Raw genomic sequence first — 21731 nt, 5'->3', positions numbered from 1 at the left:
CGGGGAGAACGTGTTTATTAATCAGCCTTTGTGGCAGCCCAGTTGGGGTGCAATGAAATTTATAAGGTGTTTAGAATAATGAAAAGACTGCTTGTTGCTTGCTGTTTTCTGTCGGGTTTTATTTCAGCTTCTGCGTTGGCGGATGCCAGCACAGATCTACAAAATCGTTTGAGTAAAGTGAATAGCTTCCATGCCAGCTTCTCGCAAGCTGTTACCAGTTCAGATGGGGCAGTGGTGCAGGAAGGTGAGGGTGAACTGTGGGTAAAACGTCCTAATTTGTTTAACTGGCATATGACATCACCAGATGAGAGCGTATTAATATCTGATGGCGAAACGCTGTGGTTCTATAACCCATTTGTTGAACAAGCCACAGCCACCTGGTTGAAGAATGCGACGGGTAACACCCCGTTTATGTTGATTACCCGCAACAACCCAGATGACTGGAAGCAATATAATGTTAAGCAGAAAGGCGATGATTTTGAACTGACACCTAAAAGTGCTAGCGGTAATTTAAAGCAATTTGCAATAAGTGTGACGCCGAGCGGCACTATCAAAAGCTTTACTGCCGTTGAGCAAGATGGTCAACGCAGTGCTTATACACTGAAAAGTCAGCAAAGTAGCTCGGTTGACGCCAGTAAGTTTACTTTTACTCCCCCAAAAGGTGTGACGCTAGATGATCAGCGGTAGTGAGGTCTGAGTGAGTAATATGTCCCTCGATTTTTCCCAAAATGAGTTTCAACCATTGGCTGCGCGTATGCGGCCTTTGACGTTGGATCAATATATTGGTCAGCAACATTTGCTGGCACCGGGTAAACCGCTACCGCGGGCAATCGTTGCCGGGCAGTTACACTCCATGATCCTCTGGGGGCCGCCGGGAACAGGTAAAACGACATTGGCAGAAATTATTGGCCGTTATGGTCAAGCCGATGTTGAGCGGATTTCTGCAGTGACCTCTGGTATTAAGGAGATTCGCGAGGCTATCGAGCGGGCGCGGCAAAACCGCGATGCTGGCCGACGGACTATCTTGTTTGTTGATGAAGTTCATCGTTTCAATAAGAGCCAGCAGGATGCATTTTTACCTCATATTGAAGATGGCACTATCACTTTTATTGGTGCGACAACAGAAAACCCCTCCTTCGAACTAAATTCTGCATTGCTCTCGCGAGCCAGAGTCTATTTGCTCAAAGCGCTAACCGCAGCAGATATTGAGAAAGTGATCGATCAGGCCATGTCTGATAGCAGTCGAGGTTACGGCGGGCAGAATATTTTACTGCCCGATGAAACTCGCCGTATGATGTCTGAACTCGTCGGCGGGGATGCTCGGCGGGCGTTGAATAGCCTGGAAATGATGGCTGACATGGCAGAAATAGATGCCAGTGGCGTCCGTGTGTTGACTCCAGAATTGCTGAAAGAAGTCTCTGGTGAGCGTAGCGCCCGTTTTGATAACAAAGGCGACCGTTATTACGATTTGATCTCGGCGGTACATAAATCTATTCGTGGTTCGGCACCGGATGCTGCGTTGTACTGGTATGCGCGCATTATCACCGCGGGGGGCGATCCGCTCTATGTTGCCCGGCGTTTGTTGGCTATCGCATCAGAAGATATTGGTAATGCCGATCCTCGTGCGATGCAGGTGGCGATATCGGCCTGGGATTGTTTTACCCGTGTGGGGCCAGCCGAAGGGGAGCGGGCGATTGCCCAAGCGATTGTTTATTTAGCCTGCGCACCTAAAAGTAACGCTGTGTATGCTGCATTTAAAGCTGCGATGCAGGATGCTCGCGATAAGCCCGATTTCGATGTTCCAGAGCATTTGCGTAATGCACCGACTAAACTGATGAAAGAGATGGGGCTTGGAGCTGAGTATCGTTATGCCCATGATGAGCAGCACGCCTATGCTGCGGGTGAGAATTATTTTCCACCTGAAATGGCGGCGACCCGCTACTATTTGCCAACATCTCGTGGTCTGGAGGGTAAAATCGGTGAGAAGCTGGCATGGTTAGCTGAACAGGATAAAAATAGCCCGATAAAACGCTACCGCTAGCTTTGCTGTTGCGGTAAGGTTAGCATTATAACTACTTGGTAAGTGGTTGTTTATATCACTTACATCGTTAAATTCTTCTTTAATTACCATTTATGCCCTTAATGATTGACGTTGCAGGTAGTCAGCCAGCGAATCTTGATGAGCTTACGAAGACCAAGTGATTCGAGTGAGCTGGAACTGCTAATACCGCAGCAACCTCAAGTTAAAAGGGTATATCCATAACTACAAGCACAGGACTAGCATGCTCGATCCCAATATGCTGCGCAATGAGCTAGACGCAGTCGCCGAAAAACTGGCTCGCAGAGGTTTTAAACTTGATGTTGAGGTGTTGCGCCAACAAGAAGAGCGCCGCAAAGTTTTACAGGTTGAAACAGAAAGTCTGCAAGCAGAACGTAACTCCCGATCGAAATTGATCGGCGCAGCAAAGGCGCGTGGCGAAGATATCGAACCATTACGTCTGGAAGTTAATGCTCTGGGTGAGAAACTGGATGCCGCTAAAGCTGAGTTGGATAAGTTACAAAACGAAATCCGCGATTTGGCTCTGTCTATTCCTAATCTGCCAGATGATTCAGTACCAGTAGGTAAAAACGAGAGTGACAATATCGAAGTCAGCCGGTGGGGCGAGCCTCGCAAGTATAACTTCGACGTAAAAGATCATGTTTCTCTGGGCGAAATGGCCGGTGGCCTTGATTTTGCTGCGGCAGTAAAACTGACCGGCGCACGTTTTGTGGTGATGAAAGGGCAAATTGCCCGTATGCACCGTGCTCTGTCTCAGTTTATGTTAGACCTGCACACCGAGAAACACGGTTATCTGGAAGCTTACGTCCCTTATCTGGTTAATCATGCCACCTTGTACGGCACGGGCCAATTACCCAAGTTTGGTGAAGATCTATTCCATACTAAACCGTTGACAGAAGAATCAGACAACAGTAACTATGCTTTGATTCCTACTGCTGAAGTTCCGCTGACCAATTTGGTGCGCGATGAAATTTTGGAAGAGGACTCTCTGCCATTGAAGTTAACCGCCCATACGCCGTGCTTCCGTTCTGAAGCCGGTTCTTATGGCCGTGATACTCGTGGTTTGATCCGTATGCATCAATTCGACAAAGTTGAAATGGTGCAGATCACTCGTCCGGAAGATTCTATGGCTGCGTTGGAGGAGTTGACGGGGCACGCCGAGAAAGTTCTGCAATTACTGGAGTTGCCATACCGCAAGGTATTACTGTGTACCGGTGATATGGGCTTTGGCTCCAGCAAAACTTACGATCTGGAAGTGTGGTTGCCAGCACAGGACACTTACCGTGAAATATCCTCATGTTCTAACATGTGGGATTTCCAGGCGCGCCGTATGCAGGCCCGTTGTCGCAACAAAACTGACAGAAAGACGCGTTTAGTACACACGCTGAACGGCTCTGGTTTGGCGGTTGGGCGTACCTTGGTGGCGGTGTTGGAAAACTACCAACAGGCTGATGGTCGTATCCAAGTACCTGAAGTACTACGCCCATATATGGGTGGCTTGGAATACATTGGTTAATGAGTTAATTGCCGCGTCTGTTATTTGCTATTGCGAAAGCGCCTGCGGGCGCTTTTCTTTTCTTGTTCATCTCCCTCACTGCCCGTCATAATACCTCCGTATAAATACTGAAATCATAGCCAAATGACATATTGTGCTATCCCTCCCCAATGGGTAATTGACTTTTTTATCGCCAGTGGCATGATGCGCTCACTTTTATTGTCCCGACGGCTTCTGTCTTACTATGTCCGCATATTCTCGTCCCGTGCTACTCCTGCTTTGTGGGCTATTGCTGTTCACGATCTCTATCGCGGTTTTAAACACACTGGTTCCCTTATGGCTATCACATCAACAGTTGCCGACCTGGCAAGTGGGGATGGTGAGTTCATCTTATTTCACTGGTAATCTTGTAGGAACGTTGATTGCAGGCCGCTTTATTCAGCAACTCGGGTTTAATCGCAGTTATCACTTCTCCTGTATATTGTTTGCACTGGCAACTTGTGGGCTGATGCTGACAGTTGATTTTTGGAGCTGGCTGGGCTGGCGCTTTTTGGCGGGTATTGCCTGCGCGCTGATTTGGGTTATCGTCGAAAGCGCTTTATTACGCAGTGGCACCTTAACTAACCGCGGGCAACTGCTGGCGGCCTACATGATGGTTTACTATTTAGGGACAGTCATCGGGCAATTATTACTGGGTATGGTCTCTACACAGCGGCTCAGTGTTATTCCGTGGGTGGGGGCGTTGGTGATTACGGCGATGTTACCGTTACTGTTTGCTCAGTTCTCACATCAGCGTTGTCGCGAGTCATCGCCTATTGCGGTTTGGCCCATGTTAAAACGCCGTAGCGCCCGTTTAGGTATCAATGGATGTATTATCTCCGGTGTGCTCTTAGGGTCACTTTATGGGTTACTGCCCTTGTATTTGTCCCATAAGGGGATGAGTGACGCCAGCGTGGGGTGGTGGATGGCATTGCTGGTCAGTTCAGGGATTATTGGGCAATGGCCGATGGGGAAAATGGCTGACCGTTATGGTCGCTTATTGGTACTGCGGATCCAAGTGTTTGTCGTCATTCTCGGTAGTGTGGCGATCTTGGGTAATTACGCGATGGCACCGGCATTATTTATTCTAGGCTGCGCGGGTTTCACTTTGTACCCGGTGGCTATGGCCTGGGCGTGTGAAAAAGCCAGCGCTGATGAATTGGTTGCGATGAATCAGGCGTTACTAATGAGCTATACCCTCGGGAGTCTGGCCGGGCCGACAATGACGTCACTGCTGATGCAGCGCTATTCAGATAATTTATTGTTTATCATGATAGCGGGTGTGGCACTGGTGTATTTGATGATGCTGTTGAAGAAGCCGGATCACCAACAAACGCCTTATGCTGCGGTATAAAAGCACACCGTATCAATATAAAACGGTATCAATATATGAGACAACGCCGCCAGCGGATTCATCCAGTATGGCGGCAGTTGTTAGGCCAAACTTAATGCCCATGAGCAAGCAGTATGCATGAGTCAAATAACATGTATTAGTAAATACATACATCAGCACAGGGTTCTAAATCAGTAAATAACTTTGTGGCCATAGCTTTCCAAAATACCTTTCACGCGATCCATAATCTCTTTTGTTGGCGGTTTGACGCCATCAAGCTTGTATTCTTCCCCCATCGCAATCCATTTGTGCTTACCCAGTTCGTGGTAAGGCAGTAATTCTATTTTTTCTATATTGCTCATGTTCTGAGTAAATTCACCCAGCATATGTGCTGATTTATCATCGTCGGACCAGCCTGGTACCACGACATAGCGGATCCAGGTTTTCTGGTTACGCTTTGCCAGATAACGGGCAAACTCTAAGGTCCGGTGATTGGATACGCCAACCAAGTTCTGGTGAATGCTGTCATCCATCTGTTTTAAATCCAACATGACTAAATCTGTCGCATCCAACAGCTCATCAATGACGGGATCATACCTGCGTACAAAGCCATTGGTATCCAAACAGGTGTGAATACCTTCTTTGTGACAGGCTCGGAACCAATCGCGGACAAACTCAGCCTGCAATATGGCCTCGCCACCAGAGGCAGTGACACCGCCACCTGAAGCATTCATAAAGTGGCGATAGGTAACCGCTTCTTTAACTAATTCTTCAACTGTCACCTCTTTGCCACCGTGGGTGTCCCAGGTATCTCGGTTGTGACAATACAGGCAGCGCATTAGGCAGCCTTGGAAGAATACGATAAATCTAATGCCTGGGCCATCAACAGTGCCACAGGATTCGAATGAATGAATACGACCAAGCACAGGCTTCTTATCCTCTACAAGATCGGAGGGGTCTGTTGTAATACAATCGGTTATCTTGTTCATAAAGTTCCAGTTAGTACTGTTTGGTGCTGAATGGTAGGCATGATATAGACACTCCTTTATGGGACTCAGTACCTTTGCATTTTACAAGACGCGTAGATACGTCATCATTTGTTGTATTGCGGAGAGCCTTAAATTTTTTCTAGTGTAAATATTACCTCTATTTACTATAAAAAGCGTGGCGTATATGTGCCTCAGCTCAGGTATAGCCCAGTAATTAAGGATATGGGGTTTCACTGACCTCCGTCTTTTATGCTGTTAACTATAGTTTGACTTAAACGGTAAGTCTGTACTTCGCTGCCTTATCAGATGGAATAGTTTTAGAGGCAGGAAACGGACTACGTCTTCCATTTTTGTCTCTTGATAAGCATCAGTATATTATCAAAATAATGGCCTTATTTCAGATAACTTCACCCTAGAATTTGTTTTCATTTTTCGACCACCGCTGTCTCAACGGAGCTATTACATCAGATGAAAAATAATGCTATTTTTTACTGGGATTTTTATGATCAATGAGTGTCTGGTCACGCTGTTTATTCACTATAAATAATGCCATTAGTCATAAATTAAACCATTCTTATAAAAACAATGACCTGATGGATGAATTCTTATGGCATAACTCTTGCTAAGATGTGTGTTACAGCATAAAACGTGGAGACTTGACTGTTTTTAAGTTAAAAACTTAAGGGGTACTATCAACTGACTGTATTTATTGGTAATTGAATATTTTCCAATCGTTAATGTAACGATGTGGTGAGTGTATTTCATACAGTTCTGTTATTGTAGGCAAACTACGCTCTATGTAATAATAGGCAGGAAAATTATACCCGCCATACTTCAAGATGCATGTACGGTAGCTGCCTTCCTGTAACTGGAATTATTTTGGTATAGATGTAAATGGAGTTTTACTAATGAATGGAAATTGGAATTGGTCTTTAGTAGACAAAGTTGTTTACATTAATTTGAAGGAACGTACGGATAGAAATGAGCACATCAAAAAAGAACTGGAAAAAGTATGCTTTCCACCTGAAAAAATAATCCGCTTTGAAGCAATAAGATCGGGGTCAGGTTTTATCGGTTGTGCAAAATCACATCTTGCAGTATTAAAAATGGCGCAAGAGAATAATTGGAAAAATATTTTGGTACTTGAAGACGACATGATCTTCGACGATGACGATGAAACCATTATTCGGACAAACAAATTCTTCTCTAAACTGAATAGTATTCGCTGGGATGCTGCATTTTTATCCGCGAGTTATTATATCGTTAATGCTATTGATGAGAATTTTTTTAAAGTAAATTTCGCCTACTTGGCTAACAGCTATCTGGTCAATAATCATTACTATGAAAAATTAATCAATAACTACACTGAATCTGTTCAGCGATTAACCAATGGTGAGTCATCGTCAGAGTTCGGCTTGGATTCTAACTGGTTGAAAATAATGGAGATAGATAACTGGTATGGAGTTTATCCGGTTATTGGCTATCAGCGTACCGATATCAGTGATATTGAATATAAAGAGATCGACCGTACACATCAGTTCACCAGAACATTCGATGAAATGAAGGAATACGGTTCAAAATAGTGATATTTGAATTTTTCATCCACTCATCAATATAGCCGGTATTTCCTACCCTGAATAAATAAAGGCCCCATAAAATATGGAGCCTTTAATGTTGTAACACCTTACTGCATCAAAAAATTAGATTGACTGTGTAAAGGTACGGGTAATTACATCCTGCTGCTGTTCTTTGGTCAGCGCGTTGAAGCGAACAGCATAACCAGATACACGAATAGTCAACTGCGGATATTTTTCCGGGTTTTCCATCGCGTCTAACAGCATCTCACGGTTCATTACGTTCACGTTCAGGTGTTGGCCACCTTCGATGGACGCTTCGTGATGGAAGTAGCCATCCATCAGACCAGCGAGGTTAGCTTTACGGACTTCATCATCTTTACCCAGTGCGTTTGGCACGATAGAGAAGGTGTATGAGATACCATCTTTCGCGTAAGCAAACGGCAGTTTAGCCACGGAAGTCAGAGAGGCAACCGCACCTTTTTGGTCACGACCGTGCATTGGGTTAGCACCTGGGCCAAATGGAGCACCAGCACGGCGGCCATCTGGGGTGTTACCTGTTTTCTTACCATAAACAACGTTAGACGTGATGGTCAGCACGGACTGAGTTGGAACCGCGTTGCGGTAAGTACGCAGCTTCTGAATTTTCTTCATGAAGCGCTCAACCAGATCACAGGCAATATCATCAACACGTGAGTCGTTGTTACCAAACTGTGGATATTCGCCTTCAATGTTGAAGTCAACAGCCAGGCCATCAGCATCACGGATAGTGGTTACTTTGGCATATTTGATAGCGGACAGGGAGTCAGCAGCAACAGACAGACCTGCAATACCACATGCCATAGTACGGTAAACATCACGGTCATGCAGCGCCATCAGTGCAGCTTCATAGCTGTACTTATCATGCATGTAGTGAATGATGTTCAACGCAGTAACGTATTGTTTAGCCAGCCAATCCATAAAGTGATCCATGCGTTCCATGACTTTTTCATAGTCCAGCACTTCATCCATCATTGGCGCTTCTTTCGGGCCCACCTGGATCTTCATTTTTTCGTCAACGCCGCCGTTGATTGCGTACAACATGGTTTTAGCCAAGTTGGCACGGGCGCCGAAGAACTGCATTTGTTTACCCACAATCATTGGGCTGACACAACACGCGATAGCGTAGTCATCGTTGTTGAAGTCAGGACGCATCAGGTCATCGTTTTCATACTGTACAGATGAAGTATCGATAGACACTTTAGCCGCATATTTTTTGAAATTCAGTGGCAGCTTCTCAGACCACAGAATGGTCATGTTCGGCTCTGGAGATGGCCCCATGGTATACAGGGTATTCAGGAAGCGGAAGCTGGTTTTAGTGACCAAAGTACGCCCATCAACGCCCATACCTGCCAGAGACTCGGTTGCCCAGATTGGGTCACCAGAGAACAGCTCATCATATTCAGGCGTACGCAGGAAGCGAACCATACGCAGTTTCATAACCAAATGGTCAATCAGTTCCTGCGCTTCGATTTCAGTCAGTTTACCTTCTTTCATGTCACGTTCGATGTACACATCAAGGAAGGTAGAAACACGGCCGAAGGACATTGCTGCGCCGTTCTGGGATTTAACTGCAGCCAAATAGCCGAAGTAAGTCCACTGAACTGCTTCACGGGCGTTAGTCGCCGGACCTGAAATATCACAGCCGTATTTAGCCGCCATCTCTTTGATTTGAGCCAGGGCGCGATGCTGTTCAGCAATTTCTTCGCGCAACTGGATAGTCATTTCCAGATCTTTGCCGTTTTCCAAATCTGCCTGCAGTGAATTGAACTGAGCCAGTTTGTCTTTCATCAGGAAGTCGATACCGTATACCGCAACACGACGGTAGTCACCGATGATACGACCACGTCCATACGCATCTGGCAAGCCAGTCAGCACACCAGATTTACGGCAGTTCAGGATGTCTTTGGTATAAACGTCAAACACACCTTGGTTATGTGTTTTACGGTATTCGGTAAAGACTTTTTTCAGTTGTGGATCAAGCTCACGACCATAAACTTTGCAAGAGCCTTCGACCATTTTGATGCCGCCGAATGGGATCAGAGCACGTTTCAATGGCGCTTCAGTCTGTAAACCAACGACAGTTTCCAGATCTTTATTAATGTAGCCTGCATCGTGGGAGATAATGGTTGATGCTACGTCGGTATCGAAATCCACTGGCGCATGGGTGCGGTTTTCCAGTTTAATACCTTCCATAACTTGCGCCCACAGCTTGTCGGTCGCTTCGGTAGAGCCGGCAAGGAAGGATTCATCACCTTCATAAGGGGTGTAGTTTTTCTGGATAAAGTCACGAACGTTGACTTCATTCTGCCAATCACCCTTGGTAAAACCGTGCCATGCTTTGGCCAATTTCTCATTAAGTTCGGTCATAATGCATCTACCTTTTAATGTTAATTTCTCGAAAACCAGACGTAGCGGCCACACGTTAATGTTGCTGGTCACCGCGCAGATAAATTACCCAATAAGTCAACCCTACCAGTAGTCCGCCACCAATGATGTTGCCTATGGTGACTGGGATCAGGTTATCAATAATAAAGTTACTTACGGTCAAGTGAGCGAATTGCTCAGGTGCTGAACCGATGGCTTGCCAAAACTCAGGTGAAGCAAAGTTTTTAATCACAATACCCAACGGGATCATAAACATATTGGCGATGCTGTGCTCAAAACCGCTGGCAACAAACATTCCCACCGGTAAAATCATCGCCAACATTTTGTCTGTTATGGTACGGCCGGAGTAACTCATCCAAACCGCCAGGCAAACCATCAAGTTAGCCAAAATACCTAAACACACTGCCTCAATAAAAGTGTGGTGCAATTTGTGTTCTGCCGTTTGCAGAACATTCAAGCCCCATTGGCCATTTGCCACGGTATATTGGCCTGCAAACCAGATAAGGCCGACGAAGAACAGTGCGCCGAACAAGTTCCCAATATAGACATTAACCCAGTTAGTTGCCAACTGACGCCAGGTGATACGGCCACTGGCTTTGGCAACAGTGGTAAGCACAGTTGAAGTGAAAAGATCACCTCCACACACCACGACTAACATTAGCCCTAGGGAGAAACAAATACCACCGACCAGTTTGGCAAAGCCAAAAGGGACACCTGCAGTACCGGTGGTTGCTGTAATATAAAAAACAAACGCAATGGAAATAAAGACACCCGCGGTAATCGCTAAATAAAAAGTTTTCATCGGATGCTTGGTGGCTTTATAGACACCAGCATCTTCAGCTACTTTAGCCATTGCCGAAGGTAATAATGCATCGAAGGGGTTGTCAGCTTTCACACTAACTCTCTCTTATAGGGTTAATAAAGCACAGTGAGATACTAGCAAAGCAGTATAGCGTGAAAATTGATATGGATCATATTGGGCGAGTTTAGCTTACCCTTAAACCTTGTTTTTCATAGGGATTATCGATCTATTATATTGATTTTAAACAGAAAAAAATATTTTAATTTTTGCAAAAAATTTTGATTTAACAGCCTGAACGTTGCCGAGAAAGTTAAAAAAAAGGGAGGTTTGTAGCTGTTTTTATTGGTGCTGTTCATTAAAAATTAACTATTTATTTACCTCTGTATCTTTTTTACCTTTTTAGAAAAAAATAATTGTTCAAAAAAGTCATTTGGGTGTCAGAAAATAATGTTTTTTATAACAGAAACAATAGCCAGACTCAGATGAGTGTATTTATTTTTAATAAGGAATAACTGCAACAATAAATAAGCAACAGCCAGAACGAAATAAAAAGGTGTGGTGAAAATACGTACTGACGCTTTAGGTTTTTCTCATCTTGAGTAGGGGGGCTTATCGCCTTTTGGCTGGGTATTGCTAGGGGGGTAGCGGCATGTTTTTTACCTGAATCACTCTTGCCCGAATCACTGACAGGCGTCAGTGATTCGGGATCCGTCCGTTTGTCGCCAAGCTACAAACTCAATAACTTGGCGGAGCGGTAAGGAAGAGCCGTATTACTCGCTTTTAGCCCAATGGCGACGTTTAGCCGCCTGCAACTTAGCATAAGCGCCGAGTAAAGCCTGATGAGCGGGTAATGCTTTCAGATCTTCGTCAACACTGAACAGACCGTTGAAGCGAATCTCACCCGATAATGCCGCTGAGGCGGTATCGACAGCTTCCTGACCATACATCTTGACGAATGCATTGTAATATTGCATTGGATCACGATCGGGTTCTTGGTTCAATAGCAGTAGCGTTTGCAGGCAACGGTAATAGTTGGCCTGTTTTGCTGTAAAGACGGAAGAGTTAAAGTCTTGTGTCCATTCAACCCAGATCAGCGCTTGCTCCAGATCACCGCCCGCCAGTGCCAGCATTGATTTCAGCTCGCCGACCCGCAAAGTATACCAGCCATTATCTTTACCGGAGGCGATACCAAGCAGTTCACGCACGCGGGCAAAATCATCCAAGCCTTCATCATCAATCAGCTGAATCAATTCCAGGTACTGTGCTGGCTGCCAGTCTGTATCTGGCAAGGCCAGTAAAGTCTCACGCAGATGCACGCCCATGGTGTTGTTCGCCATCAGCAAGTCTTCGGCAGGGTAGATATCAGACATCCCCGGAACCAAGATCCGGCAGGCGTAGACACCTAAGTGCTCATAATCTGCGATGTACACTTCGGCACCTTCTTCTTGGAAGATAGCCATCAATGTCGCGAACTCTTCTTCCGTGGTGCCCTTGAAGCTCCAGTCAACAAATGGGTAATCTGCATCCTGCTTAAACATATCCCAACTAATTAGACCGCTTGAATCGATAAAGTGGGTTTCCAGGTTGGTATGTTCTGCCACTTCTTCGTCATCAAAGGTCGGTGCAGTAAAGACATCAAGATCTTTCAGACTGCGGCCCTGTAATAACTCCGTCACTGTGCGTTCCAATGCCACTCCAAAATCGGGGTGTGCGCCGAATGATGCGAAGCAGGTACCGTTTGACGGGTTAAACAGCACGACACAGATAACCGGGTAAGCTCCCCCCAGAGAGGCATCGTAAGACAGGATAGGAAAACCTTCTTCTTCCAGCTTAGTGATAGCTTCCACCACGTCTGGATAGCGATTCAATACCTCCGTGGGGATCTCTGGCAAGCTGATGGACTCCGCAATAATGCGGTTTTTCACATAACGCTCAAAAACTTCAGACAGCGCCTGTACGCGGGCTTCGTTAGCGGTATTCCCGGCTGACATACCGTTTGAAACATACAAATTACCGATAATATTCATCGGGATATAGACAGTTTCTAAATCTGATTGACGAGTAAAGGGTAGTGAACAGATACCTCGTTTGGTATTACCCGACTGCAAATCAACCAAATCACTGGCGACCAACTCTTGTTCTGGATCGTAAAACGCCAGCAGACGCTCATCCAGAATGCCTTCCGGTAGTAGATTATCCGCCGGGATCGGGAACCATTTCTCGTTTGGGTAATGAACGAAATCACCTTCAGCGATGGCTTTGCCCAGATAGAAATCAGCGAAGAAATAGTTGGTGGATAAACGCTCAAAATATTCGCCCAGAGCTGATGCCAAGGCCGCTTTTTTGCTGGCACCTTTGCCGTTGGTAAAACACAGCGGGCAGTCGCGGTCGCGAATATGTACCGACCAAACGTGAGGAACAGGGTTAAGCCAGGAGGCTTCTTCAATATTAAAACCGAGGTCGTTCAGTTTTTGCTGAAAACGGGAGATGGAGTCTTCCAGCGCAGCGTCTTTGCCGGGAATAAAAGTTTGCGTCATTGTCTTCACTTTTTGGCGGTACTAAAAGCGTGCAATCATACGGGGTTTTGGTTAATAGCTCCATGTATTCCGAAAGCACAGTAGATATCACAGTTTTCATATGGATATTCCGGATAATTAATTAGCTTATAAATAATGGGGTAATTATATGAAATACATAAAGCTAACTGTACTCGCCGGAATATTTGTAGGGATCAGCAGCCCGGCTTTTGCTCTACCTAATATTACTTTATTGGCAACCGGGGGTACCATCGCCGGGGGAGGTGATTCTGCCACAAAATCCAATTATACCGCTGGCAAATTGGGGGTTGAAGCACTGGTAGAGGCCGTTCCGGCCATAAAAGATATTGCTAATATTCAGGGCGAACAAGTGGTGAATATCGGCTCACAAGATATGAATGATGATGTTTGGCTCACTCTGGCGAAAAAAATCAACGAAGACTGTACTAAAACAGACGGTTTTGTCATAACCCATGGGACGGACACCTTAGAGGAAACAGCTTATTTCCTCGATTTAACCGTCAATTGTGATAAACCCGTAGTGATAGTCGGCGCAATGCGTCCGGCAACGGCATTAGGGGCAGACGGCCCGTTGAACCTCTACAACGCGGTGGTGGTCGCCAGTGAAGCAGACTCGGCTAAACGGGGTGTGCTTGTGGCAATGAATGACACCGTACTCACTGGTCGTGATGTGGTAAAAACTAACACCACATCAGTGCAAACATTCCAATCACCGAATACAGGGCCATTGGGGTATATCTATGACGGCAAGGTTAATTATTTGCATCAACCAACAGCAAAACAACCTGCTTTTGATATCAGTAAGCTAAATACATTACCGAAAGTTGGTATTATTTATAACTATGCTAATGCATCGGACATCCCAGCCAAGGCATTGATTGCCGATGGTTATCAGGGGATTGTCAGTGCTGGCGTGGGGAACGGCAATCTCTATCATACGGTTTTCGATACGCTGGCAACCGCCGCAAGTCACGGGGTTGCAGTTGTGCGCTCGTCTCGAGTGCCCAGTGGTTTAACCACAGAAGGTGCTGAAATTGATGACGCTAAATACGGCTTTGTCGCTGCGGGTGCACTTAATCCACAGAAAGCACGGGTTTTATTACAGTTAGCACTAACGCAAACTCAAAAACCACAAGAAATTCAAAAAATATTCCACGCATATTGATGCTGTGAATCTTTTGCGAAGGCTACGGTCTTTTTATTTCTAAATGAATACCACGTCCTATGGACGTGGTATTCATTTAGAAATAAAAATTCCCGACAGACATTTATTGCAACCCCTCTCCTCATTTTTGCAATTCATTCGAGGCAGAACAATAGATAGAATGGTTTTGGTTATATCCGAAGGAGAATGTTCTCTGGATAATATTAACCAAAATATGGTTGTAATGGAATGGACGCCCCATTGAGTCGGTATCAATGTGTCAAAATATAACGGGGTGAAAATAATGCAAACCCTAATAGCACTTATGGATATTAAACATGTTTACAAAAAGTAATTTTAAAAAATCGGTTGTTATCATCACGGCAATTTTTTCTGGGTCTGTGTTCGCGGATGTCAATATCGGTGATTTAAATACGGGGGTTATTGGCAATGGAACTGCGGTAGGGAATAATAACTCGCTTGGCGGTTCGACAAATGGTGTGGTTGTTGGCAACGGTGGCAGCTTATCTAACTCGACAAATGGCGTTGTCATTGGGAATGGCAGTGTTAGTGATGGGGATGGAGTATCGGTAGGTGGCGGCATGTCAACGAATGGCGGAATTGCTATTGGTAGCGGCTCCAATGCAACACGATCTGATGAAATGAACATCGGTGATCGCCAGATAACCGGTGTTAAAGCGGGGGTGGTAGATACCGATGCAGCGAATGTCGGTCAACTGGTTGTTAAAGCTGGTGAGACACTTAATAGCGCTAATATATATGTGGATAACAACGCGACCGAAACACTTAATAATGCGAATACATACACGGATAACAAAGCGACTGAAACAATTAATAATGCAAATACATACACAGATAACAAATCATCCGAAACGCTAAATTCAGCAAATAACTATACTGATAATAAATCATCTGAAACATTGAATAGTGCAAATACTTATACTGACAGTAAAACTGCTGAGATATTTAATACAACTAAAACATACATGGACGGGAAATCGAAAGAAACGCTAAATAACACCTATAACTATGTGGATAGTAAGGTTTCATCAATTATTTATGATGTAAATAGCTATACGGATAAGACGGTAAATACAGCGTTTGAAACGTCATTATCCGATGCTAAAAGTTATGTTGATGATAAATACAATCAACTTAGTGATAAAGTTAACAAGAATTTTAATAAGACTAATGCAGGTATTTCTGGTGCAATGGCGATGTCAGGTATTCCTCAAAAATTCGGATATGAAAAATCGTTTGGGATGGCGATAGGTGCTTATCGCGGGCAAAGTGCACTCGCTGTGGGAGGCGACTGGAACATCAATCATAAAACGATAACGCGAGTCAATGTTTCTGCCGACACTGAAGGCGGTGTCGGTGTTGCAGCGGGTTTTGCTTTTGGCATTAATTAATGAATAAGGAAATTAAACGGATGCAACGGATGCAACGCACATATATCGCCACTTGGTTAATCGCGGCATTTACCTCGCCGATAGCGATAGCTAACAATACTAATATTAATGGCAGCACCAATAATAACGGCAATGGTACAATCAATATTTTTGATGCCAGCAGTAATAACGATATTAATACACTAACCGGTCTTGGTAATGAGATGTTGGGAGGATTTAGTAATCATCTTATCGACTCTCATAATAATACGATAGACGGTGGTCAGAGTAACAACCTGGCAAGTAGCGATGGCAATACGATCAGCTCCATTAGCTTGGGAGATGGCCTCTTCTACGGCGCGCAGAATAACACGTTAATAAACTCAAACAACAACCTACTTATTGTCACTCAGGGCAGTACTCTGACGGATTCTGATAGTAATACGGTGTCTGGCATTGGTAATAATCTTATAGAGAGCAACAGCAATATTATCGGTAATGAAAATAGTTGTTATTCGGATCCCACGTCCCCATCAGGAGCGTGGTGCGTTGACAATCAAAATACGCTCGTTGGCAGTGATAACAATACGATCACCGGGGCGCTGAATGGTCTTCATAACAGTCATCACAATAATATTATTGCTAGCTCTGTAAATAATTTAATGGATACGCATAATAATATTATCGCGGGAGGGCACTACAACACCATTAGTGGTGGTGGAAACAATGACATTTTTGGGAGCGAAAACAATGTTACTGACAGCACAGACGCAAATATCAATGGTAGTAATAACTACGTGATAGATGGGAATGGAATCGGTCGAGATGATTTGACTGAAGATAACTCTGTATTGGGCGGCTCTGGCAATATGGGCGTGGGGGATTCAGTAACCTCGATTGCCAATAGCGTGGTGTTCGGTGGGAATACATCCGGTAATTCAACAGACTCCATTCTGACAGATTCTGTATCTGTTAGCGGCAACGGTACATCGGGGAACAATGTCGTTAATATCGGCGGAGCAGCAAACGGTAATAATAGTGCTAGCTTAGGTATAGGTTCGGTATCCTCTGGAGGAGGAACTGCATTGGGTAGCGGTTCGATTGCTACACGGGATGATGAACTGAATATCGGTGATAGACAAATCACCAGCGTTAAAAAAGGTGTTGAGAACACAGATACAATCAATGTTAGTCAGTTAAACGATAGCTTTGATGATGTTCTGAATTTATCAAATGAATATTCTGACAACTCTTTTTTCACTGTCACTGAAAATATAAATAATTATACTGATGCCTCATTAGATGCTGTGTTGAATACAACTGATGAATATACCGACAACTCAATATTATTGGTTGCTAATGAAAGCAATAATTATACTGACAATGGCATGGAGAGTGCTAATAATTATGCAAATATCTACGCTGATGAATCTTTGTTAGCTATGTATAATGAAGAGACTAATTACGTATATAATCTTATAGATGTGACGTTAAATAATTCTAATAACTATACTGATCTTTCAGTTTATACCCTTATATATACCGAAAAACAATATACAGACTCTCAAATCAATGAGTACCAACGTACTTTTAACAATGAATTTTTAACCTATTCTAATGGAAAACTTGGCGGTTTTGATAAAGATATTAATCAAAAGCAGAAACAATTAAACGCGGGAATAGCGGCGACGATGGCTGCTGCGGTTATTCCTCAAAAATCGGGTTCTAAAGTCTCTATTGGTGTCGGGCTTGCAGGATATAGCGATCAAGGCGCAGGATCTGTGGGAGCGATTTGGCATGTAAATCAACGAATCACAATGAATACAACGATGACTTACGATACTCAACGTGGTGTTAGTTTATTAACGGGTTTATCTATTGGCATATGATCTATACCCGTCGTCCTTCAAGATGTAGGGGGGGCGAGCAGCCCTTATTACTCGATTATTCGGCCCGTCCTTGGGCCTCGCCTCTGCGAGGCCGCTGCAAGCAGCGTTCAAATCTGCTCCCAGCAGATTTGTCACCCCAGTCACTTACTGGTAGTTGACTTTAAAATAAATAAGCTCATCGGGATTAATGAGTCTCATCCCTGAGGCTCACCCTCGGACAGCATAAATGCTGTTCAAATCGGTTCCAACCTATTTGTCTCTCCCTTGCTGCCTTCCTGCGACTCGAATTATTTTGGGTATAACCGTTGCAGCAGGCCGACTCGAATGATAAAACCGGGGTACGGGTTATAACGATGGCAATCTCAGTAGAGCGTGGTGAGGGGAAATGACACAGGTTTATAATTTTAGCGCTGGTCCAGCAATGTTACCGGTTGAAGTATTACGTCGTGCAGAACAAGAATTACGTAACTGGCATGGTTTGGGAACGTCGGTGATGGAAATTAGTCACCGTAGTAAAGAATTTATGCAGGTTGCTGAAGAGTCGGAGAAAGATCTGCGTGACCTATTACAGATACCGGCTAATTATAAAGTGTTATTTTGCCATGGTGGTGCCAGGGCGCAGTTTGCTGCGGTGCCATTGAACTTACTTGGTGACAGCAACAGCGCTGACTATATCGATGGTGGCTATTGGGCGCACAGTGCGGTTAAAGAAGCACAAAAATACTGCACCCCTAATGTTATTGATGTCACCACCCATGACAATGGCTTGACAGGTATTCAGCCAATGAAGCAATGGAAGTTGAGCGATAATGCTGCCTATGTGCACTATTGCCCAAATGAAACCATTGACGGTGTTGCTATTAATGAACAGCCTGATTTCGGCAATAAAATTGTCGTTGCCGATTACTCCTCATCCATTCTTTCCCGTCCTATCGATATTAGCCGTTATGGTGTGATCTATGCTGGCGCACAGAAGAACATTGGCCCAGCGGGCTTGACACTGGTTATCGTGCGTGAAGATTTACTTGGTAAAGCCCACACGGCGTTGCCGTCGATTCTGGATTACAAAGTACTGGCAGATAACGATTCGATGTTCAATACACCGCCAACGTTCGCTTGGTATCTTTCTGGCCTGGTATTTAAATGGCTGAAAGAGCAGGGCGGTTTAGGTGAAATGGAAAAGCGTAATCAGGCGAAAGCTGAGTTATTGTACGGTGCCATCGACCGCACGGGCTTCTACCGCAATCAGGTTGCTATTGCTAACCGTTCTTGGATGAATGTTCCGTTCCAAATGACAGATACTTCATTAGACAAACTGTTCTTGAGTGAAGCTGAAGCACAAGGTCTGCAGGCCTTAAAAGGCCACCGTGTTGCCGGGGGTATGCGGGCTTCTATCTATAACGCGATGCCAATTGAAGGCGTAAAAGCCTTAACCGACTTTATGGCTGACTTTGAACGCCGCCATGGCTGATTTTTCTGGAGCGGGTACCCATCCGCTCCAGGTCGATGAGTCTATTGCAACAATGAGTTCGTGTGTAATAACTCGTTAATTCGTAATAACACGTTAATTTGTAATAACAGCTTCGTTTTGTGCGAGGCTGTTGCCTATACAAAACTGGAGAATGTTTTTCCCATGCAGGAATCCCTGACCTTACAACCCATTGCCCTGGTTAATGGCACCGTTAATTTACCTGGTTCGAAGAGTGTCTCTAACCGTGCATTGCTTCTGGCCGCGTTGGCCGAAGGGACCACTCAGTTGAATAACGTGTTAGACAGCGACGACATCCGCCACATGCTCAATGCATTACAGGCATTAGGGGTGAACTTCCGCCTTTCTGCTGATCGCACGTGTTGTGAGGTTGATGGTCTGGGGGGCAAATTAGTGGCTGACCGGCCATTGTCGCTTTTCTTGGGCAATGCTGGCACCGCCATGCGTCCTTTGGCAGCGGTGTTATGTTTGGGTAACAGCGATATCGTCTTAACGGGTGAGCCTCGGATGAAGGAGCGGCCAATTGGTCATTTGGTGGATGCGCTGCGTCAGGGCGGTGCACAGATCGATTATCTGGAACAAGAAAATTACCCGCCATTACGTTTACGCGGTGGTTTCCGAGGGGGGGAGTTAACCGTTGATGGGAGCGTCTCCAGCCAGTTCCTGACCGCTTTATTGATGACCGCCCCGCTGGCGGAGCAAGATACGACTATTCAGATCCTGGGTGATCTGGTTTCCAAACCTTATATCGATATTACTCTTCACTTGATGAAAGCATTTGGTATTGACGTGGGGCATGAAAACTACCAAATTTTCCACATTAAAGGAGGCCAGACCTACCGTTCACCAGGTACTTATTTGGTTGAGGGTGATGCCTCGTCGGCTTCCTACTTCTTAGCTGCTGCGGCTATTAAGGGCGGAACGGTACGTGTCACCGGTATTGGCAAGAAAAGTGTACAGGGCGACACTAAATTTGCCGATGTGCTGGAAAAAATGGGCGCGAAAGTGACGTGGGGGGACGATTATATCGAGTGCAGCCGTGGTGAACTACAAGGTATCGATATGGACATGAACCATATTCCTGATGCTGCAATGACCATTGCGACAACGGCATTATTTGCCACTGGCCCAACGACGATCCGCAATATCTATAACTGGCGGGTAAAAGAAACTGACCGGCTGACGGCGATGGCAACCGAGTTGAGAAAGGTGGGTGCTGAAGTGGAAGAGGGGGAAGATTACATCCGCGTGGTTCCACCTGTGCAGCTAATCGCTGCAAATATAGGCACCTACGATGACCACCGTATGGCGATGTGTTTCTCGCTGGTCGCGTTATCAGACACTCCCGTGACGATCCTTGATCCGAAATGTACCGCAAAAACCTTTCCTGATTATTTCGAACAGTTTGCGCATCTGAGCCAACTGGCCTGATAACACCTGAATTGGATGGGATAGGTTCTATCACACTAAAACGGGCGCGAATCAACCGCCTGTTTCTATAAGATATATCTCCCATTGTTCATTTTTTTTATAAATGGCGAGGAGTAAGCGAATAGAGCGCTATCGCAAATGTTTTTCTGGCTATCCTCCCTATCTTTTCTACACTTCAAGCGACAATCTATGGTCTTATTTTCAGCAACTGAACCAACTCAGGGTAACAGTTCATACTGATGCAGCGTATAATGCTATCTCTATGTTTGCCCTGCCGGGGGCAGACGAGAGGTTTGCCTACCGAAAGGAGAGATAAATGACGGCGATAGCCCCGGTGATAACCGTTGATGGACCGAGTGGTGCGGGTAAAGGTACACTTTGCAAAGCATTGGCTGAATCATTAAACTGGCGCTTGCTGGATTCTGGTGCGATTTACCGAGTGCTAGCACTCGCCGCTTTGCATCATCAGGTCGATATCAGCACCGAAGAGGCATTGGTACCACTTGCCGCACATCTCGATGTTCGTTTTGTTTCACAGAATGGGCAGCTACAAGTTATTTTAGAAGGTGAGGATGTCAGCAATGAGATCCGAACCGAGACTGTGGGTAATATCGCATCCCAAGCGGCAGCTTTTCCCCGGGTACGTGAAGCATTACTGCGTCGTCAGCGAGCTTTTCGCGAAGCGCCGGGTTTAATTGCTGATGGCCGGGATATGGGAACTATCGTGTTTCCTGATGCACCTGTGAAAATATTTCTTGATGCCAGTTCACAAGAACGCGCGCGCAGACGTATGCTACAGTTGCAGGAAAGAGGGTTTAATGTTAACTTTGAACGTCTTTTGGCCGAGATACAGGAGCGGGATAACCGTGATCGTAACCGGTCTGTTGCACCTTTAGTCCCTGCGGCGGATGCGTTGGTACTGGATTCAACCAGTATGTCCATCGAACAGGTGATCGAACAGGCGCTGGCTTATGCCCAACGAATTTTAGCCTTGCCGTTGAAAAAATAACGACAATGCGGTCAGTTCTGCGCTCTCAATACGATTTTTTTAAAAATTATTAAAATTAATATTGAAGAGCACTTTAACCTT

The 21731-nt window shown here is 45.2% G+C and carries 15 protein-coding genes; 11 read left to right on the top strand and 4 right to left on the bottom strand.

Annotated features, from left to right (window positions below; translation table 11 throughout):
• Positions 1-78 precede the first annotated feature (78 nt).
• The 4 genes from lolA (at position 79) to AC971_RS00310 (ending at position 4947) form a co-directional block, all read left to right on the top strand.
• Positions 79-687: an outer membrane lipoprotein periplasmic chaperone LolA gene (gene lolA / locus AC971_RS00325; protein WP_025383298.1), complete on the top strand. Its 609-nt coding sequence runs from the start codon at positions 79-81 to the stop codon at positions 685-687.
• Between the two features lie 10 nt (positions 688-697).
• On the top strand, positions 698-2041 hold the full coding sequence (locus AC971_RS00320) for a replication-associated recombination protein A (RefSeq protein ID WP_038402183.1): 1344 nt from the start codon (positions 698-700) through the stop codon (positions 2039-2041).
• A gap of 241 nt (positions 2042-2282) precedes the next feature.
• Positions 2283-3575, top strand: a complete 1293-nt coding sequence (gene serS / locus AC971_RS00315) for a serine--tRNA ligase (protein WP_025383300.1) — start codon at positions 2283-2285, stop codon at positions 3573-3575.
• Positions 3576-3798: 223 nt separating this feature from the next.
• On the top strand, positions 3799-4947 hold the full coding sequence (locus AC971_RS00310; protein WP_025383301.1) for an MFS transporter: 1149 nt from the start codon (positions 3799-3801) through the stop codon (positions 4945-4947).
• A 170-nt stretch (positions 4948-5117) separates the two neighbouring features.
• Here the strand turns inward: AC971_RS00310 and pflA are convergent, their stop codons facing one another.
• Positions 5118-5852 (bottom strand): pyruvate formate lyase 1-activating protein, encoded by a 735-nt coding sequence (gene pflA, locus AC971_RS00305; protein ID WP_025383302.1) that lies wholly within the window; start codon positions 5850-5852, stop codon positions 5118-5120.
• A 971-nt stretch (positions 5853-6823) separates the two neighbouring features.
• On the opposite strand from pflA, the gene AC971_RS00300 reads away from it, so the two are divergent.
• Positions 6824-7498 (top strand): glycosyltransferase family 25 protein, encoded by a 675-nt coding sequence (locus tag AC971_RS00300; RefSeq protein WP_025383303.1) that lies wholly within the window; start codon positions 6824-6826, stop codon positions 7496-7498.
• Between the two features lie 117 nt (positions 7499-7615).
• Here AC971_RS00300 and pflB read toward each other — a convergent pair whose 3' ends face one another.
• From pflB to ycaO, 3 genes are all read right to left on the bottom strand, one after another.
• Positions 7616-9898, bottom strand: coding sequence for a formate C-acetyltransferase (pflB, locus tag AC971_RS00295; RefSeq protein WP_025383304.1), 2283 nt, complete (start codon positions 9896-9898; stop codon positions 7616-7618).
• 55 nt (positions 9899-9953) lie between these two features.
• On the bottom strand, positions 9954-10811 hold the full coding sequence (gene focA / locus AC971_RS00290; RefSeq protein WP_025383305.1) for a formate transporter FocA: 858 nt from the start codon (positions 10809-10811) through the stop codon (positions 9954-9956).
• Positions 10812-11488: 677 nt separating this feature from the next.
• Positions 11489-13255: a 30S ribosomal protein S12 methylthiotransferase accessory factor YcaO gene (ycaO, locus tag AC971_RS00285; protein ID WP_025383306.1), complete on the bottom strand. Its 1767-nt coding sequence runs from the start codon at positions 13253-13255 to the stop codon at positions 11489-11491.
• Between the two features lie 148 nt (positions 13256-13403).
• Between ycaO and ansB the strand changes: the two genes are divergently transcribed.
• The 6 genes from ansB to cmk all read left to right on the top strand — a co-directional run bounded on the left by ansB (position 13404) and on the right by cmk (position 21650).
• Positions 13404-14441, top strand: a complete 1038-nt coding sequence (gene ansB, locus AC971_RS00280; RefSeq protein ID WP_025383307.1) for an L-asparaginase 2 — start codon at positions 13404-13406, stop codon at positions 14439-14441.
• 317 nt (positions 14442-14758) lie between these two features.
• Positions 14759-15853: a YadA-like family protein gene (locus AC971_RS00275; protein ID WP_025383308.1), complete on the top strand. Its 1095-nt coding sequence runs from the start codon at positions 14759-14761 to the stop codon at positions 15851-15853.
• A gap of 20 nt (positions 15854-15873) precedes the next feature.
• Positions 15874-17721 (top strand): YadA C-terminal domain-containing protein, encoded by a 1848-nt coding sequence (locus AC971_RS00270; RefSeq protein ID WP_025383309.1) that lies wholly within the window; start codon positions 15874-15876, stop codon positions 17719-17721.
• Positions 17722-18106: 385 nt separating this feature from the next.
• Entirely contained in the window at positions 18107-19192 is a 1086-nt protein-coding gene (gene serC, locus AC971_RS00265; RefSeq protein WP_025383310.1) for a 3-phosphoserine/phosphohydroxythreonine transaminase, read from the top strand.
• 162 nt (positions 19193-19354) lie between these two features.
• Positions 19355-20641, top strand: a complete 1287-nt coding sequence (gene aroA / locus AC971_RS00260) for a 3-phosphoshikimate 1-carboxyvinyltransferase (RefSeq protein WP_025383311.1) — start codon at positions 19355-19357, stop codon at positions 20639-20641.
• A 316-nt stretch (positions 20642-20957) separates the two neighbouring features.
• A complete protein-coding gene (cmk, locus tag AC971_RS00255) occupies positions 20958-21650 on the top strand; it encodes a (d)CMP kinase (protein WP_025383312.1) in 693 nt (230 codons plus the stop codon).
• The last annotated feature ends 81 nt before the right edge of the window (positions 21651-21731 follow it).

Source organism: Yersinia similis, from assembly GCF_001053095.1.
Classification (GTDB): domain Bacteria; phylum Pseudomonadota; class Gammaproteobacteria; order Enterobacterales; family Enterobacteriaceae; genus Yersinia; species Yersinia similis.
This window is presented reverse-complemented; position numbering and strand designations above follow the sequence as displayed.